The organism is Pseudomonas sp. KCJK9016, from assembly GCF_046231795.1.
In the GTDB taxonomy this organism is placed as follows: Bacteria; Pseudomonadota; Gammaproteobacteria; order Pseudomonadales; family Pseudomonadaceae; genus Aquipseudomonas; species Aquipseudomonas bananamidigenes.
The window spans coordinates 202,757-216,948 of the sequence record NZ_JBJJMM010000004.1 but is presented as its reverse complement, the minus strand read 5'-3'; the positions used below and the strand labels follow the sequence as shown (position 1 = coordinate 216,948).

The 14,192-nt window shown below is 61.9% G+C and carries 13 protein-coding genes; 7 read left to right on the top strand and 6 right to left on the bottom strand.

Annotated features, from left to right (window positions below):
* Positions 1-3: 3 nt before the first annotated feature.
* The 3 genes from ACK6BI_RS05550 to ACK6BI_RS05540 form a co-directional block, all read right to left on the bottom strand.
* Positions 4-1,398 carry an ethanolamine ammonia-lyase subunit EutB gene (locus ACK6BI_RS05550; RefSeq protein WP_305835654.1) on the bottom strand — a complete coding sequence of 465 codons (1,395 nt, stop codon included), beginning with the start codon at positions 1,396-1,398 and terminating at the stop codon, positions 4-6.
* 80 nt (positions 1,399-1,478) lie between these two features.
* Positions 1,479-2,849, bottom strand: coding sequence for an ethanolamine permease (eat, locus tag ACK6BI_RS05545; RefSeq protein ID WP_409316293.1), 1,371 nt, complete (start codon positions 2,847-2,849; stop codon positions 1,479-1,481).
* 202 nt (positions 2,850-3,051) lie between these two features.
* Complete coding sequence (locus ACK6BI_RS05540; protein ID WP_409316292.1) at positions 3,052-4,572, bottom strand: aldehyde dehydrogenase family protein; 1,521 nt, start codon at positions 4,570-4,572, stop codon at positions 3,052-3,054.
* Positions 4,573-5,013: 441 nt separating this feature from the next.
* Here ACK6BI_RS05540 and ACK6BI_RS05535 point away from each other — a divergent pair, with 441 nt between their 5' ends.
* From ACK6BI_RS05535 to ACK6BI_RS05520, 4 genes are all read left to right on the top strand, one after another.
* The gene (locus ACK6BI_RS05535; protein WP_409316291.1) at positions 5,014-6,930 is read left to right on the top strand and encodes a sigma-54-dependent Fis family transcriptional regulator; all 1,917 of its coding nucleotides are present in this window, start codon (positions 5,014-5,016) and stop codon (positions 6,928-6,930) included.
* A gap of 70 nt (positions 6,931-7,000) precedes the next feature.
* Complete coding sequence (mpl, locus tag ACK6BI_RS05530; RefSeq protein WP_409316290.1) at positions 7,001-8,350, top strand: UDP-N-acetylmuramate:L-alanyl-gamma-D-glutamyl-meso-diaminopimelate ligase; 1,350 nt, start codon at positions 7,001-7,003, stop codon at positions 8,348-8,350.
* Positions 8,347-8,994 (top strand): flavin prenyltransferase UbiX, encoded by a 648-nt coding sequence (gene ubiX / locus ACK6BI_RS05525; protein ID WP_409316289.1) that lies wholly within the window; start codon positions 8,347-8,349, stop codon positions 8,992-8,994. Before mpl ends, ubiX begins: the two co-directional genes overlap by 4 nt.
* Positions 8,987-9,271 carry a YceK/YidQ family lipoprotein gene (locus ACK6BI_RS05520; protein WP_409316288.1) on the top strand — a complete coding sequence of 95 codons (285 nt, stop codon included), beginning with the start codon at positions 8,987-8,989 and terminating at the stop codon, positions 9,269-9,271. Before ubiX ends, ACK6BI_RS05520 begins: the two co-directional genes overlap by 8 nt.
* A 31-nt stretch (positions 9,272-9,302) precedes the next feature.
* Here ACK6BI_RS05520 and ACK6BI_RS05515 read toward each other — a convergent pair whose 3' ends face one another.
* The 3 genes from ACK6BI_RS05515 to ACK6BI_RS05505 all read right to left on the bottom strand — a co-directional run bounded on the left by ACK6BI_RS05515 (position 9,303) and on the right by ACK6BI_RS05505 (position 12,265).
* Positions 9,303-9,944, bottom strand: coding sequence for an oxidoreductase (locus ACK6BI_RS05515; RefSeq protein WP_409316287.1), 642 nt, complete (start codon positions 9,942-9,944; stop codon positions 9,303-9,305).
* Between the two features lie 27 nt (positions 9,945-9,971).
* Positions 9,972-11,699: a C13 family peptidase gene (locus tag ACK6BI_RS05510; protein ID WP_409316286.1), complete on the bottom strand. Its 1,728-nt coding sequence runs from the start codon at positions 11,697-11,699 to the stop codon at positions 9,972-9,974.
* Between the two features lie 110 nt (positions 11,700-11,809).
* Positions 11,810-12,265: a MaoC family dehydratase gene (locus ACK6BI_RS05505; protein ID WP_007909575.1), complete on the bottom strand. Its 456-nt coding sequence runs from the start codon at positions 12,263-12,265 to the stop codon at positions 11,810-11,812.
* Positions 12,266-12,458: 193 nt separating this feature from the next.
* On the opposite strand from ACK6BI_RS05505, the gene ACK6BI_RS05500 reads away from it, so the two are divergent.
* The 3 genes from ACK6BI_RS05500 to ACK6BI_RS05490 are packed head-to-tail and all read left to right on the top strand — an operon-like array spanning position 12,459 to position 14,138.
* Complete coding sequence (locus tag ACK6BI_RS05500; protein WP_409316285.1) at positions 12,459-12,821, top strand: CidA/LrgA family protein; 363 nt, start codon at positions 12,459-12,461, stop codon at positions 12,819-12,821.
* On the top strand, positions 12,821-13,537 hold the full coding sequence (locus ACK6BI_RS05495; protein WP_065259581.1) for an LrgB family protein: 717 nt from the start codon (positions 12,821-12,823) through the stop codon (positions 13,535-13,537). The genes ACK6BI_RS05500 and ACK6BI_RS05495 overlap by 1 nt, the downstream gene beginning before the upstream one ends.
* A 10-nt stretch (positions 13,538-13,547) precedes the next feature.
* A complete protein-coding gene (locus tag ACK6BI_RS05490) occupies positions 13,548-14,138 on the top strand; it encodes an LON peptidase substrate-binding domain-containing protein (RefSeq protein WP_409316284.1) in 591 nt (196 codons plus the stop codon).
* Positions 14,139-14,192: the final 54 nt, after the last annotated feature.

Genomic DNA, 14,192 nt, shown 5'->3' with positions numbered 1-14,192 from the left:
GAATCATCCCAGTTGCGCCAACGCCTGGCGGAACGCCGGCGGCAGGTTGTTGCCGAAGCGGACCTTGCCGTCCGCCTGGGTGAAGATGCCCATGTTTGCCAGCCACTGCTCGAACTCCGGCGCCGGTTTCAGGCCCAGAGTCTGGCGCGCATAGAGCGCGTCGTGGAACGAGGTGGTCTGGTAGTTGAGCATGATGTCGTCGGAGCCGGGGATACCCATGATGAAATTGATCCCGGCCACGCCCAGCAAGGTCAGCAGGGTGTCCATGTCATCCTGGTCGGCCTCGGCGTGGTTGGTGTAGCAGATGTCGCAGCCCATCGGCACGCCGAGCAGCTTGCCGCAGAAGTGGTCTTCGAGGCCGGCACGGATGATCTGCTTGCCGTTGTAGAGGTATTCCGGGCCGATGAAGCCTACGACGGTGTTCACCAGAAACGGCTTGAAATGCCGTGCCACGGCGTAGGCCCGGGTCTCGCAGGTCTGTTGATCGACCCCGTGGTGGGCGTTGGCCGACAGCGCGCTGCCCTGGCCGGTTTCGAAATACATCAGGTTCTGCCCGAGCGTGCCGCGATTGAGGCTCAGTCCCGCTTCATAACCTTCCTGCAACACGTTCAGATTGATACCGAAACTGGCATTGGCCGCCTCGGTACCGGCAATCGACTGGAACACCAGATCCAGCGGCACTCCACGGTTGATCGCTTCTATGGAGGTGGTGACGTGGGTCAGCACGCAGGCCTGGGTCGGAATGTCGTAGCGCTGGATGATTGCGTCGAGCATTTCCAGCATCGCGCAGATCGAGGCGATGCTGTCAGTGGCCGGGTTGATGCCGATCATCGCGTCGCCGTTGCCGTACAGCAGACCGTCGAGAATGCTCGCGGCGATGCCGGACGGCTCGTCGGTCGGGTGATTGGGTTGCAGCCTTGTGGATAACCGTCCGCGCAGGCCGAGGGTTCCGCGAAACTTCGTCACGACGCGGATCTTCTGCGCCACCAGCACCAGATCCTGCACGCGCATGATCTTCGACACGGCGGCGACCATTTCCGGTGTCAGGCCGGGGGCGAGGGCGCGCAGGCTGGACTCGTCGGCCGCCTCGCTCAACAGCCAGTCGCGAAAGCCGCCAACCGTTAGATGGCTGACAACCGCGAAGGCCTGTTTGTCATGGCTGTCGATGATCAGCCGGGTGACTTCATCAGCTTCGTAGGGAATCAGCGCTTCCTGCAGGAAATGCGTGAGCGGGATGTCGGCCAGCGCCATTTGCGCGGCCACTCGCTCGCCATCGTTGAGCGCGGCGACGCCGGCCAGGAAATCCCCGGAACGTGCCGGACTGGCCTTGGCCATCACGTCCTTGAGGCTGTCGAAGCGGTAGGTCTGGGCGCCGACGGTATGGGCAAATGCGGCCATTGGGCGCGTTCCTCCTGAATGAATGCTTTTAGTGCAGGCACCGAGCCTGAGGCCCGGTGCCGGTGCAATCCGGATAACGTTCAGACACTTTCGAGCATAGCGTCTGCCGGTGCTTCGGAGCGTTGTTTGGCGGTCAGCTGGAAATACAGGTAACCGGCGGCCATGAAACCGACGAACACACAGCCGATCAGCGTGTTGAACCAAGCCATTGCCACCAGACACACCAGCGCCAGAAACAACGCAATTCCCGGCACGATCGGATAACCCGGGGCGCGGAAGGTGCGCTCCAGGTTCGGCTCGGTTTTACGCAGTTTGAACAGGCTGAGCATGCTGATGATGTACATCACGATAGCGCCGAACACCGACATGGTGATCATCGCGGCGGTGAGGCTCATGCCTTGCAGATTGACCAGGCCGTCGCTGTAGATTGCGGCAATGCCGATCACACCGCCGGCCAGAATCGCCCGGTGCGGGGTCTGGAAACGCGAGAGTCTGGCCAGGCTTTTCGGCAGATAACCGGCTCGGGCCAGTGCAAAGAACTGCCGCGAGTAGCCGAGGATGATCCCGTGGAAACTCGCCACCAGCCCGAACAGGCCGATCCACACCAGCATGTGCATCCAGGTCGAATTGTTGCCGACCACCGCTTTCATCGCCTGAGGCAGCGGGTCATTGATGTTCGCCAGTTGTCGCCAGTCGCCGACGCCGCCGGCCATCACCATGACGCCGATGGCCAGGAACACCAGGGTCAGGATGCCGCTGACATAAGCCTTGGGAATCGTGCGTTTCGGGTCCTTGGCTTCTTCGGCCGCCATGGCCGCGCCCTCGATGGCGAGGAAAAACCAGATCGCGAAAGGAATGGCGGCGAAGATCCCGGGAATCGAGCCGAGGCTGAATTCGCTGGAACCCGACCATCCGTTAAGTACGAAGTTGCTGAAGCTGAAGCCCGGTGCGACCACGCCCATGAACACCAGCAATTCGGCGACGGCGAGCACGGTGACCACCAGTTCGAAGGTCGCGGCAATACTCACGCCGAGGATGTTCAGGGTCATGAACACAAAGTACGCGCCGACCGCCGCGACTTTCGGATCGAGCTCCGGATACTGCACGTTGAGGTAGGCGCCGATGGCCATGGCGATGGCGGGTGGGGCGAAGACGAATTCGATCAGCGTGGCGATGCCGGCGATCAACCCGCCTTTCTCACCGAAGGCCCGACGGCTGTAGGCAAACGGTCCGCCCGCGTGGGGAATCGCGGTGGTCAGTTCGGTGAAGCTGAAGATGAAGCAGGTGTACATGGTCGCAACCATCAGGGCCGTGACCAGGAATCCCAATGTTCCTGCCGTGCCCCAGCCGTAACTCCAGCCGAAGTATTCGCCGGAAATCACCAGGCCGACGGCAATACCCCACAGGTGCAGGGTGCCGAGTGTGGGTTTGAGCTGTGTGGTGGAAGTCATAAGTCCTCTCTTTCTCTTTTTATTGTTCGATCTGTTGGACTTTCAGGTGCAGCGGTTGAGTGGGTGGATGCTGTTCACGCAGCGGCGATGCTCAGGCAAATCCTGAATGACGGGTACGCAAGGCCCGTGCCAGAGCGGCCAGGCCAGGGTTTGTCATCGGGGTGAAAGGGGCGACGCCGATCGTTCGGCGCCGCCCGGTTCTTTAGAAGAAGCCCAGCGGGTTGATGTCGTAGCTCACCAGCAGGTTTTTGGTCTGTTGGTAGTGGTCGAGCATCATCTTGTGGGTTTCACGGCCGACACCGGACTTCTTGTACCCGCCGAACGCGGCGTGCGCCGGGTACAGGTGGTAGCAGTTGGTCCACACACGACCGGCCTTGATGGCCCGGCCCACGCGATAGGCGCGGTTGATGTCGCGGGTCCAGAGGCCGGCGCCGAGGCCGAACTCGGTGTCGTTGGCAATCGCCAGGGCTTCGGCTTCGTCCTTGAAGGTGGTGATGCTCACCACCGGGCCGAAGATTTCTTCCTGGAACACGCGCATCTTGTTGTTGCCCTTGAGCAGGGTCGGCTGGATGTAATAACCGGAAGCCAGGTTGCCTTCGAGTTTTTCCACCTTGCCGCCGGTCAGCAGCTCGGCACCTTCGCCCTTGGCGATTTCCAGGTACGAAAGGATCTTGTCGAATTGCTGCTCGGACGCCTGGGCGCCGACCATGGTGTCGGTATCGAGTGGGTCGCCGCGTTTGATCTGGCTGACTTTCTTCATCACCGCTTCCATGAACTGCGGATAGATCGACTCCTGAACCAGAGCACGGGACGGACAGGTGCAGACTTCGCCCTGGTTGAAGAACGCCAGCACCAGGCCTTCGGCGGCCTTTTCAATGAAGCTTGGCTCGGCCTGCATGATGTCTTCGAAGAAGATGTTCGGCGACTTGCCGCCCAGTTCCACGGTGGACGGGATGATGTTCTCGGCAGCGCATTTCATGATGTGCGAACCGACCGGGGTCGAGCCGGTGAAGGCGATCTTGGCGATGCGCTTGCTGGTGGCCAGGGCTTCGCCGGCTTCTTTGCCGAACCCTTGCACCACGTTGAGCACGCCCGGCGGCAGCAGGTCGCCGATCAGCTCCAGCAGCACGCTGATGCCCAGCGGGGTTTGCTCGGCAGGCTTGAGTACCACGCAGTTGCCGGCAGCCAGCGCCGGGGCGAGTTTCCACGCGGCCATCAGGATCGGGAAGTTCCACGGAATGATCTGGCCGACCACGCCCAGTGGTTCATGGATGTGATAGGCAACGGTGTTGCCATCGATCTCGGCGGCGCTGCCTTCCTGGGCGCGCAGGCACCCGGCGAAATAGCGGAAATGGTCGGCGGCCAGCGGGATATCGGCGTTGAGGGTTTCGCGGATGGCTTTGCCGTTGTCCCAGGTTTCGGTGATCGCCAGGGTTTCGAGGTTCTGTTCGATGCGATCGGCGATTTTCAGCAGGATCAGCGAGCGGGCCTGGACAGACGTCGCGCCCCAGGCATCGGCAGCGGCGTGGGCGGCGTCCAGGGCCTTTTCGATATCTTCGGCAGTGGAGCGCGGGAATTCGGCAATCGGCTGGCCATTCACAGGCGAGGTGTTGGTGAAGTACTGACCTTTGACAGGCGCGACGAACTCGCCGCCGATGTAGTTACCGTACTTGCTCTTGAACGAGACCTTGGCGCCTTCAGTACCGGGGTGAGCGTAACGCATGACGATTTCTCCTTGGCTTTTGTATTTGTCGGGAGGCGCATGTGCGCTTGCCATAAGCGTAGAGCAAAGGCCGGGCCACTGCCGTGCAGCTCAGGAAAATCAAGGCCTTGGATGATTTCTGTCGGACAAGTGGCAAGCTGCTGTGACGGTATCGGCACAGCCCGGGTGACAGTTTGTACCGCTTCCGGCACAACCCGTGACCGGGCGGTCTTGCCGGCATTGCAAAGACCGGTTGGCTGGAGGATGCTGGGCATCTTGTGTCCATGGAGCAATTCTCTGTGGCGAGGGAGCTTGCTCCCGCCGGGCTGCGAAGCGACCCCACACGGTCTGCCGATCATGAACGTTGGCGAGCGCTGCGCACTCGAGCGGGAGCAAGCTCCCTCGCCACAAAGTGGTGCCAACCCCGAACTCAGGGGAGGCTTTCGGGGAGAATAATAAGAAATGCACGACAACCATTTGAGTCGCCATGCCCGACAGGTTCTCACCGTCACCCAGGGCAAGCCGCATCTGCATGGCCCCGGTGCCGATCCGTCGATTGCCCGATCGTGGCTGCGTTGTCTTGAGGACTATCACCTCGACCCGGCCCTGACCATGGCGCCGACGGTGCTCGAACACGGTCGAATCCTCGAAAGCCGCGAACGGCTGCAACAGGTGTTGCAGATCGCCGGCAATGAAATGAGCAGCCTGCATCAACAACTCTCCGGCGCCGGACACGCGGTGCTGCTGACCGACGCGCGCGGGGTGATCCTCAACTGCGTTACCGCTCCCGCCGAACGCAAGATCTTCGAACGCGCCGGCCTCTGGCTGGGTTCAGACTGGAGCGAGGCCTGTGAAGGCACCAACGGCATCGGCACCTGCCTGGTCGAGCGTCAGGCCCTGACCATCCATCAGGACGAACATTTTCGCGGTCGGCACACCGGCCTGACCTGCTCGGCCAGCCCGGTGTTCGACCCCCATGGCGAACTGCTGGCGGTGCTCGATGTTTCCTCGGCGCGGCCGGACGTTTCGCGTCAGAGTCAGTTTCACACCATGGCGCTGGTCAATCTGTCGGCGAAGATGATCGAGAGCTGTTACTTCCTGCGCTGTTTCGATAATCAATGGTTGCTGCGTTTCCATCTCCAGGCCGAGTCCGTGGGGCTGTTCAGCGAAGGGTTGCTGGCGTTTGACGGGGAAGGGCGGATCAGTGCGGTCAACCAGAGCGCATTGAACCTGCTGGGGCACATTCGTGGCGGCTTGCTCGGCAAACCGGTGGAGGCGTTTTTCGATTGTTCGCTGGATGAGCTGCTCGGTCGCGCCAGTGCCCAGGCCAGCGCCAGCTGGCCGTTGCGCACTCGTGACGGACGGCATCTGTTTGCTGTTTTGCGTGGAGAAGCGCGCAAGCCGTCCCCCGTCCTGCCGAAACCCGCAACTCCCGAAGCACCGCGCATGGCCGGCATTTGCCTGGGCGATGCCGGGCTGCAAGCGGATTTCCGCAAGGCCTTGCGGGTGTTCGAGCGCGACGTGCCGCTGCTGATCAACGGCGAAACCGGCTCCGGCAAGGAAGCGTTCGCCAAGGCTGTGCACAACGCCAGTCAGCGCGCCGGCAAAGCCTTCGTCGCGCTCAACTGCGCGGCAATTCCCGAAAGTCTGATCGAGAGCGAGTTGTTCGGTTATCGCGGCGGCAGCTTCACCGGGGCGCGCAAGGACGGCATGCGTGGCAAGTTGCAGCAAGCCGACGGCGGCACGCTGTTCCTCGATGAAATCGGCGACATGCCACTGGCACTGCAAACCCGACTGCTGCGAGTGCTGGAAGACCGGCAGGTGGTGCCGATCGGTGGCGAGCCGGAAGCGGTCAACGTGCGGATCATCAGTGCCACTCACCGCAATCTGCTGGAGCGGGTGGCGGACGGCAGTTTCCGCGAGGATCTGTATTACCGCCTCAATGGGCTGGAAGTGGCGCTGCCGCCATTGCGCGAGCGCAGTGACAAATCCCAATTGCTGGATTTCCTGCTGGCGGAAGAGGCGAGTGGTGAAACGATCCTGATCGAAGAACCGGCGCGCCGGGCCTTGCTCGGGTTCAACTGGCCGGGCAACGTGCGGCAGATGCGCAATGTGCTTCGCACGCTGGCGGCGTTGTGCGATGAAGGGCGGATCGGACTGGAGGATCTGCCGGCGATGTTCCGGCAGGTACAGCCGTTGTTGGTCAATGTCGATGAAGCGTCGTCCGCACTGCCGCTGGAGGACGCCGAACGGCTGGCGTTGCTTAATGCGCTGGAGCACACGCGCTGGCACATGACCCATGCTGCCGAGCAGCTTGGCGTCAGTCGCAACACCCTTTATAGAAAACTGCGCAAACACGGGATTGCCCGCAGCACCTGACCTCCTGAAAACGAGGGTGCGGTTTTCCCCTGCCTGGGCTACCCTGCGGCCATGTTTTACGAGGTCGACTATGCACATTCATATTCTGGGTATCTGCGGGACTTTCATGGGCTCGATGGCGGTTCTGGCCAAAGAGCTCGGCCATCACGTGACCGGCTCCGATGCCAACGTCTATCCGCCGATGAGCACCCAGCTCGAAGCCCAGGGCATTGAGTTGACCCAGGGTTACGACCCGGCGCAGCTCGATCCGGCGCCGGATCTGGTGGTGATCGGCAACGCCATGTCCCGGGGCAATCCGGCAGTGGAATATGTGCTGAATAAAGGTCTGCCGTACGTTTCCGGCCCGCAGTGGCTGGCCGACCACGTACTGCAGGGTCGCTGGGTGCTGGCGGTGGCCGGTACGCACGGCAAGACCACCACCAGCAGCATGCTCGCCTGGGTGCTGGAGCACGCCGGCATGAGCCCGGGTTTCCTGATCGGCGGCGTACCGCAGAACTTCTCGGTGTCGGCGCGTCTGGGCGGCACGCCGTTCTTCGTGATCGAGGCCGACGAATACGACAGCGCGTTTTTCGACAAGCGTTCGAAGTTCGTCCACTACCGTCCGCGCACGGCGATCCTCAACAACCTTGAGTTCGATCACGCCGACATTTTTCCCGATCTGGCTGCCATCGAGCGGCAGTTCCACCACCTGGTGCGCACGATTCCGAGCGAAGGTCTGGTAATCCATCCGACCACCGAACCGGCCTTGCAGCGCGTGATCGAAATGGGCTGCTGGACCCCGGTACAAACCACCGGTGCCGGCGGTCAGTGGCAGGTCAAGTTGTTGAAAGACGACGGCTCGGCGTTCGAAGTGATGTTCGAAGGCGAGTCTCAGGGCGTGGTCGAGTGGGAATTGACCGGTCAGCACAACGTTGCCAACGCCCTGGCCACTCTGGCCGCCGCACGTCACGTCGGTGTCGTGCCATCCATGGGCATTGCCGGGTTGAGCAGCTTCAAGAGCGTCAAACGCCGGATGGAGAAAGTAGCGGAAGTCCGGGGCATCACCATCTACGACGACTTCGCCCACCACCCGACCGCGATTGCCACCACCCTCGACGGCCTGCGCAAACGCATCGGCGATGCGCCGCTGATCGCGATCATCGAGCCGCGCTCCAACTCGATGAAGCTCGGCGCCCACCGTGACGGCCTGCCGGACAGCGTGGTCGATGCCGACCAGGTGATCTGGTACGCCCCGGCCAACCTGGGTTGGGATCTGGCAGGCACCGCCGCACTGTGCACCGTACCGTCGATTGTCAGCGATTCGCTGGAAGGTATCATCGAACGTGTGAAGAGCCAGGCCCAACCCGGCACTCATGTAGTGATCATGAGCAACGGCGGCTTTGGCGGCCTGCATGGCAAACTCGCCGAGGCGCTGAAATGAACACGCTTTCCCAGGATGGTGGCCCGGAACGCATCACGCTGGCGATGACCGGCGCGTCCGGCGCCCAATACGGCTTGCGCCTGCTGGACTGTCTGGTGCGTGAGGATCGCGAGGTGCATTTCCTGATCTCCAAGGCCGCGCAACTGGTGATGGCCACCGAGACGGATGTAACGCTGCCGGCCAAGCCGCAATCGATGCAGGCGTTCCTGACCGAATACACCGGCGCTGCCGCCGGGCAGATCCGGGTATATGGCAAGGAAGACTGGATGTCGCCGGTGGCCTCGGGTTCCGGGGCGCCGGCGGCGATGGTGGTGGTGCCGTGCTCGACGGGTACGCTCTCGGCTATCGCCACAGGCGCCTGCAACAACCTGATCGAACGGGCGGCGGATGTGACGTTGAAGGAGCGCCGCCAGTTGATTCTGGTGCCGCGCGAAGCGCCGTATTCGAGCATTCACCTGGAGCACATGCTCAAGCTGTCGAACATGGGCGTGACCATCCTGCCGGCCTCACCGGGTTTCTATCACCAGCCGCAGACCATCGACGACCTGATCGATTTCGTGGTGGCGCGGATTCTCAATCTGCTGGGCATCCCCCAGGACATGTTGCCGCGCTGGGGCGAGCACCATCTGAGCAGTGATGAATAAACTGCTGGTGATAGCGCTGGCGCTGCAACTGACCGGCTGCGCAACCGCGCGCACACTGGATGCCGCCAAACCTGGCGCGCCGGTGGTGTACTCCGGTACGCGGCTGGATCTGTATGCAATGAATGGCGGGTGTTGTGCGATGGATCGGTTTGGGGCCGAGGCGCCGAGCTATCCCGGCGTGGATCTGCCGGCCAGTGCATTGCTCGACACACTGCTGTTGCCGTTGTCGTTACTGACGGTGATCGGTGTGGGGTTCCAGGCGACTGGCGGACTTTAAAAAAGATCGCAGCCAATGGCTGCGATCTTTTTTACTTGCCGAGCTTCCTCAACTCATCCGACTCGACGATCCGCACCCCGTCCTGCTCCTCAAGTGCCAGGCGCCACATGGCCCGGGCCAGCTGGCAGGCTTCGATGCCGCGGTACTTGCCGGGAATCAGTTTCGAAAAAGGAGCGGCAAGCTGCTCACCCAGGCGCGGCTCACTGCGTTCGCCGAGAAGCAGCGAGGGCCGGCAAATGGTCAGTTGCGGCCAATCCTGCGCGCGCAAAGCCTGTTCCATCTCGCCCTTGACCCGGTTGTAGAAAATCGAGGACCGGGGATCGGCCCCCAAGGCGCTGATCACGATCAGGTGTCGTGCCCCCATTTCCCGGGCGCGCTTGGCGAACGCCACCACCATGTCCAGATCCACGGCGCGGAATGCCTCTTCGGAACCGGCCTGCTTGATGGTGGTGCCGAGACAGCAATACGCGATGTCGACCCGGCCGGCCAGTTGCGGCAGAAAGGTCTGCGGATCGCCGACGGGGTTTTCCAGGTGCGGGTGTTCGGCCAGCGGCCGGCGTGAAGGGGCCAGGACACGGGTAATCGTCGGCTCGTTGAGCAAGCGGTCGAGCAGGTGTTCACCGGTCAACCCGGTGGCTCCGGCAAGCAGGACATGCTGAGGCGTCAAGTACATAGTGTCTCTCCCTTGATACTGTTCAGCTTAGTTGCTGTTTGTCGCTCCGTCGTTCAACGCAGCACTTTGCAATGCTTTTCTAGCCTGTTGCTTGCGCAGTAGCTGCCAGTGTGAAAGCACGGTTTTCGGTGCCCAGATCTGCGGTTCGGACGCTTCGAAATTGTCCGCCAGCTCGCGCTCGGCCACGGTAGCCCTGGCCAGTTTGAAGGCTTGCTCCAGATCGTCTGTCTGATTCAGTGCCTGCGCGAACAGGGCGTCGCCGAAATACGTGAAGTTGGCTTCCTCCGAGCAGCCGAACGATACGCGATCAGCGCGCGAGGCGGTCATGATCAGTGTGCGTTCGTCCTTGAGTGCCGGAATGAAGCCGCCGGAATAGCAGGCCGAAATCACGATGATCTTGTCGCGGTTCTTCAGCGGCGCGAGCACGGTGGCGAGTTCGTCGGCGGGCAGATCGGCCAGTTCCATGCGCGGCTGGTCGAGGACCAGTTCGTGTTCGGCGGTGCCATGGCTGGTCAGGTAGATGAAGATCAGGTCTTCCGGACCGCTGCGTTCGGCCAGGGTCTGGGCGGCGCGACGCAGGTTTTCGCGGGTGGCCATCGGCCGGTCGCCGAGGTGGTCGCGATGGTTGACCAGACGGATCTGGCCAACGGCACCGAAACGGCTGGTGAGCATGTTGGCCACGTAGTCGGATTCGCGCAGGAACACGCTTTGCTTGCCGTCGCCGCCGAGGGTCAGGGTGTACAGCTCCACTGCCGGGGTCGAGGCCGGCACATTGGCCAGCGCTTCGTCGAGCAACCGCCCTTGGGCCAGCAGGCCGAGTTCAAGGGTGTCGGGCAATAATTTGCCATCGGCGTCGCGTACACGCTGGCCGTTGATCCAGGTGCCGCTGAGCACGGTGCCGTCGGTGAGCACCAGGGTGCCGCGTCCCGAGTAGCTGTCGCTGTCGAATCCGCCGATGTAGAAACTGCCATCGGACAGATTCAGACGGCCCTGGCCACTGAAACGCCAGTCGTTGAAGTAGCCGATGTAATGGCTGCCGTCGGCACCGATCAGTTCGCCCTTGCCGGTCAGCGCGCCTTCCTTGAACTGGCCGAGCCAGACATCGCCGTCAGCGTTTTCGTAACGGCCCTTGCCGTGCAGTTGATTGTTCTTGAAGCCGCCGACATAGATGTCACCGTCAGCGCTGTTGAAGGTGCCGTTGCCTTCGAGCTGGCCATTGATGAAGTGGCCGCTGAACTGATTTCCGCTGGCGTCGCCGCGCTGGCCTTCGCCGTTGGGTTTGCCGTGGAGGAACTGGCCCTGATAGGAGCTGCCGTCATCCAGCTCCAGGCGCCCGAGCCCGGAATACTGGTCGTCCTTGAATTCGCCGCGATAGGTCATCGCGTTTTCCTTGAGGGTGCCTTCGCCTTCGCGCCGGCCCTGCCTGAAACCGCCGGTATAACTGCCGCCATGGGTGGTCAGCGTACCCTGGCCGTCGAACAGGCCCTGCTGGAAGTTGCCGCGATAGACCTCGCCATTGCTGCCGTGCCATTCACCCTGGCCGTGCCACTGCCCCTTGTCGAAGGTGCCGGCGTACCAGCTGCCGTTGGGGTAGTCGACCCGTCCCTGGCCTTGCAGCAGACCGTTGACCAGTTCACCGCGGTAACGTCCGCCATCGGGCAGCCGTGCGTCCGGGGGCAACAGCGATTCGCCGTCGCCGCAGGCGGTGAGCATCAGGGTCAGGGCAAGCGGTGCAAGAGCAGCAAGTTGGCGCATAGCGGGATCCGGGCAATTAGGCGACCGAGTATGCCGCAGCTATGTGACCTTATACAGCCGGCAGAGAGGAGTGGATGCGAAACCGCGTGAGCCGCTTCGCATCCCGGCACTCAGACGAAGCAGAGCGACAGCGGTTCGGCGATGTAGGCCGGTTTGTCCGAGCCTTCGATCTCCAGGGTGGCGGTGGCCTTTAGCAGCCACTGGCCGGGTTTCTTCTCGGTCACTTCACCGAGATCGACCTTGAGCCGGACTTTGGAATTGACCTTGACCGGCTGAATGAAACGCACGCTGTCCAGACCGTAGTTGACCACCATCTTCACGCCTTGCGGCAGGATCAGGATGTCTTCCATCAGTTTCGGAATCAGCGACAACGACAGGAAACCGTGTGCAATGGTGCTGCCAAATGGCGTTTGCGCGGCTTTGACCGGATCGACATGGATGAACTGATAATCCCCGGTGGCTTCGGCGAACAGGTTGATGCGCTCCTGATCGATGGTGAGCCATTCGGAACGTCCGAGTTCCTTGCCGACATAATCTTTGAGCTCTGCAACTGGAACATAGGGCATTGAGACTCTCCTTGGGTTCATCGGTTTTATCGTTTTTCAGGTGGGGGATTTGCCCGCCCTGCGAACCACTGTAGATCATCATGGCGATTTGCCCAGGTCAACCGACCATGCTTTTGGCGAATGCCGATCCATAGCGCAGGCGTGCTTATAATGCCGACGACTTGCGGGTTGGAAAGTAAGACGGAGATGACGGATGTTGTTACGCGGCCTGACGTGGCTGGTGCTGTTTCAATTACTCGGCACGGCCCTCAATCATTTGCTGTTGCCGGTGCTGCCGGGGCCGATCATCGGTCTTCTGCTGTTGCTGGCGTTTCTGATCGTGCGCGGTGAAGTGGGCGAGCCGCTGAACCTGGCCGCCGGCAGTCTGTTGCGTTATCTGCCGTTGCTGCTGGTGCCGCCGGCGGTAGGTGTAATGGTCTATGCCACGGCGATTGCCGCGGACTTCTGGGCCATCGTCGGCGCGCTGGTGGTGTCGCTGATTCTGTCCATGGCCTTCGCCGGGGTGCTGATGCAACGCTTGGTCAAGCGTCACGCACCGCATTCGGAGGATTCCTGATGCTGTTCGACTGGCAAGGTGCCTGGGCGTCGGTGATTCACCATCCCCTGTTCGGCATCGGTATCACCCTGGGTGCCTATCAACTGGTGTTGGCAGCCTTCGAGAAAACCCGCTGGATTTTCCTGCAACCGGTGCTCGTTTCGATGTTGTTGGTGATCGCTGTGCTAGTGGGTTGCGGTCTGACCTACGCCGAATATCGCAAGAGCACGGAAATCCTCAGCATTCTGCTGGGCCCGGCGACCGTCGCGCTGGCCGTGCCGCTGTATCTGAATCTGCGGCGCATCCGCCAATTGTTCTGGCCGATATTTACTACGCTGGTGATAGGCGGGGTGGTCGCCACGGGAATGGGTGTGGCGTTGGGCTGGTGGTTCGGGGCCGATCACATGATTCTGATGACCATGGCGCCCAAATCGGTGACTTCGCCCATCGCGATGCTGGTGGCCGAGCAGATTGGCGGCGTCGCGGCGCTGGCGGCGGTGTTCGTGCTGATCACCGGGGTGATTGGCGCGATCTTCGGCCCGGCGTTGTTGACCCGCCTCGGCGTGCACAGTCCGGAGGCGCGGGGCATGGCGCTGGGCATGACGGCGCATGCGGTCGGTACGTCGGTGGCGTTGCAGGAAAGCGACGAGTGCGGCGCCTTCGCGGCGCTGGCGATGAGTCTGATGGGCGTGGCCACGGCGGTCTTCCTGCCGTTGGCGGTGACAATGGTGGTGTAAGGAAATGTCTATGAGTCTGCCGCTTTTCCCGCTGAACACGGTGCTGTTTCCCGGCTGCAACCTGGATCTGCAGATCTTCGAGGCACGTTACCTGGACATGATCGGTCGCTGCATGAAACAGGGCGGCGGCTTCGGTGTGGTGTGCATTCTCGAAGGCCATGAAGTCGGCGTCGCCCCCGAAGGTTTCGCGATGGTTGGCTGTGAGGCGCGGATTACGGATTTCCAGCAGCAGGACAACGGGCTGCTGGGTATCCGGGTGCAAGGCGGGCGCCGCTTTATCGTGCAGCGCACCGACGTGCAGCGCGATCAACTGATCGTCGCCGAGGTGGAGTGGCTGGATGAAGAGCCCGAGCACCCCCTGCAGGATGAAGACGCCGATCTGGTGGCATTGCTCAAGGCCCTCGCCGAACACCCGATGGTCGAAGCGCTGAACATGGGCACCGAAGCGGCAGGGCAGCAATCGCTGGCCAATCAACTGGCCTATCTGTTGCCCTTCGCCGAAGAGGACAAGATCGACCTGCTGCAACTCGACGACCCGCAACAGCGGCTGGATGCGATCCAGGCGCTGCTCGACGAGTTGCAGGGTGAACTGTTTGCCTGACACCGAACGGTTAATCCAGTTTTTATCCGGGATTGACCGTGAAAAGACTTCGGA

Coding starts and splice junctions, on each gene's coding strand:
- ACK6BI_RS05550 (WP_305835654.1), bottom strand. CDS start 1,398: ATGGCCGCATTTGCCCATACCGTCGGCGCCCAGACCTACCGCTTCGAC.
- eat (WP_409316293.1), bottom strand. CDS start 2,849: ATGACTTCCACCACACAGCTCAAACCCACACTCGGCACCCTGCACCTG.
- ACK6BI_RS05540 (WP_409316292.1), bottom strand. CDS start 4,572: ATGCGTTACGCTCACCCCGGTACTGAAGGCGCCAAGGTCTCGTTCAAG.
- ACK6BI_RS05535 (WP_409316291.1), top strand. CDS start 5,014: ATGCACGACAACCATTTGAGTCGCCATGCCCGACAGGTTCTCACCGTC.
- mpl (WP_409316290.1), top strand. CDS start 7,001: ATGCACATTCATATTCTGGGTATCTGCGGGACTTTCATGGGCTCGATG.
- ubiX (WP_409316289.1), top strand. CDS start 8,347: ATGAACACGCTTTCCCAGGATGGTGGCCCGGAACGCATCACGCTGGCG.
- ACK6BI_RS05520 (WP_409316288.1), top strand. CDS start 8,987: ATGAATAAACTGCTGGTGATAGCGCTGGCGCTGCAACTGACCGGCTGC.
- ACK6BI_RS05515 (WP_409316287.1), bottom strand. CDS start 9,944: ATGTACTTGACGCCTCAGCATGTCCTGCTTGCCGGAGCCACCGGGTTG.
- ACK6BI_RS05510 (WP_409316286.1), bottom strand. CDS start 11,699: ATGCGCCAACTTGCTGCTCTTGCACCGCTTGCCCTGACCCTGATGCTC.
- ACK6BI_RS05505 (WP_007909575.1), bottom strand. CDS start 12,265: ATGCCCTATGTTCCAGTTGCAGAGCTCAAAGATTATGTCGGCAAGGAA.
- ACK6BI_RS05500 (WP_409316285.1), top strand. CDS start 12,459: ATGTTGTTACGCGGCCTGACGTGGCTGGTGCTGTTTCAATTACTCGGC.
- ACK6BI_RS05495 (WP_065259581.1), top strand. CDS start 12,821: ATGCTGTTCGACTGGCAAGGTGCCTGGGCGTCGGTGATTCACCATCCC.
- ACK6BI_RS05490 (WP_409316284.1), top strand. CDS start 13,548: ATGAGTCTGCCGCTTTTCCCGCTGAACACGGTGCTGTTTCCCGGCTGC.